The following is a 1,402-nucleotide window of genomic DNA, read 5'->3' as shown; positions in this document are numbered from 1 at the left end:
GGCTCTTCACGAATGAGGGTGTAGCGCGGGTCTGAACCCTCCGGCTTCGAGCAGCGACCGAGCGATGTAGTGGGTGAGGTTGCGGAAGCCGAGGGCGGAGCCGCGGAGGTGTTCGAGTCGCCCGTTGATGGCCTCGGTCGGGCCGTTGCTGGTGCCGGGGCGGTCGAAGAACGCGAGGATGTCGCCCGCCCGCTGCTTCATGGTCCGGCCGAGCTTGCGGACCTCGACGAGCACCGCGGGAACGCCGCTGCTGATCGCAGCGATCACCTCCTGCATCATCGCCTTCGCTTTCTTCTTGTCGGGCTCCCGGTAGGCCGCGACGATGCGCTGGTAGATGCCCCAGGTCGCCTCGACCTCGACGTGCTCCTCGCTCGCGAACACTGCGTCCAGGCGTGCCCGCTGCCGGTCGGTGAGCAGGCTCGCCCCGGTATGCAGGGTGCGGCGGGCTTTGTAGAGCGGGTCGCCCTTGAGCCCGCGGTGACCGGTGGTGTCTTGCTGGACCCGACGCCGGCAGACATCCAGCGCGTCGCCGGCGAGGCGGACCACGTGGAACGGGTCCATGACGGGGACGGCGTCGGGGAGTTCCTCGGCGGCAGCGGTCTTGAACCCGGCGAAGCCGTCCATCGCGACCACCTCGATCCGCTTCGCCCAGTCCGCAGGGCGGGCGGCGAGCCACTGCTTGAACACCGCCTTGGAGCGGCCCTCGACCATGTCCAGCAGCCTCGCCGGCCCGGTCTTGTTCCTCGCGGGCGTGAGGTCGATGATCACGGTGACGTACTTGTCGCCCAGCCTCGTGTGTCGCCAGACGTGCTCGTCGACACCGATCGTGGTGACCCCGTCGAACCGGGCGGGGTCGTCGATCAGGCGCCGCTTGCCTTCCGCGAGGACGGCGGTGTTCGCGGCACTCCAGGACACCCCGAGACCTGCGGCGACGCGGGTGACGGTGAGGTGGTCGATGACGATGCCCCGCAGCGCCCACTCCAGGCCGCCGCGGGAGATCTTCGCACGCGGCGCCGCTGCCCGCGTCATGTCCTGCCGCCACGTGCGCCGGCAGTGTCCGCACCGGTACCGGCGCACCCGCACCAGCAGGGTCGTCGGCCGGTGCCCGAACGGCTCGTGCGCCAGTCGACGCGTGACCGTGTCCCGCGGCACGCCCTCGACACCGCACTTCCGACACCACGGGTCGTCCCCGACGACGCGGCATTCGATCGTGGCCCGATCCGGCTCGATCAGCTGGCCGACGGCGACGAGGCCGAGCTCGTCGAGGCGGCAGAACGTGGTCAGGTCAGGGGTCGCGAAAGTAGGGTGGAGCACGTCGAGGTCTTTCGGGATGGCGAGCGTGAAGAACTTCCATCATCCGGGAGACCTCGACCCCTACCCGGCCACCGACGCGCTCAACCGA

At 70.0% G+C, this 1,402-nt stretch carries 1 protein-coding gene; it reads right to left on the bottom strand.

All coding sequences use genetic code 11. The features are described from left to right. Positions 1 to 6 precede the first annotated feature (6 nt). Positions 7 to 1,314, bottom strand: coding sequence for an ISL3 family transposase (locus AX669_RS08660; protein WP_006943264.1), 1,308 nt, complete (start codon positions 1,312 to 1,314; stop codon positions 7 to 9). Positions 1,315 to 1,402 lie beyond the last annotated feature (88 nt).

The sequence above is a fragment of the Dermacoccus sp. CCH2-D9 genome (genome assembly GCF_001556795.1).
GTDB lineage: Bacteria > Actinomycetota > Actinomycetes > Actinomycetales > Dermatophilaceae > Dermacoccus > Dermacoccus nishinomiyaensis.
Note: the sequence above shows the minus strand (reverse complement) of the source record. Positions and strands in the feature narration are given on the sequence as shown.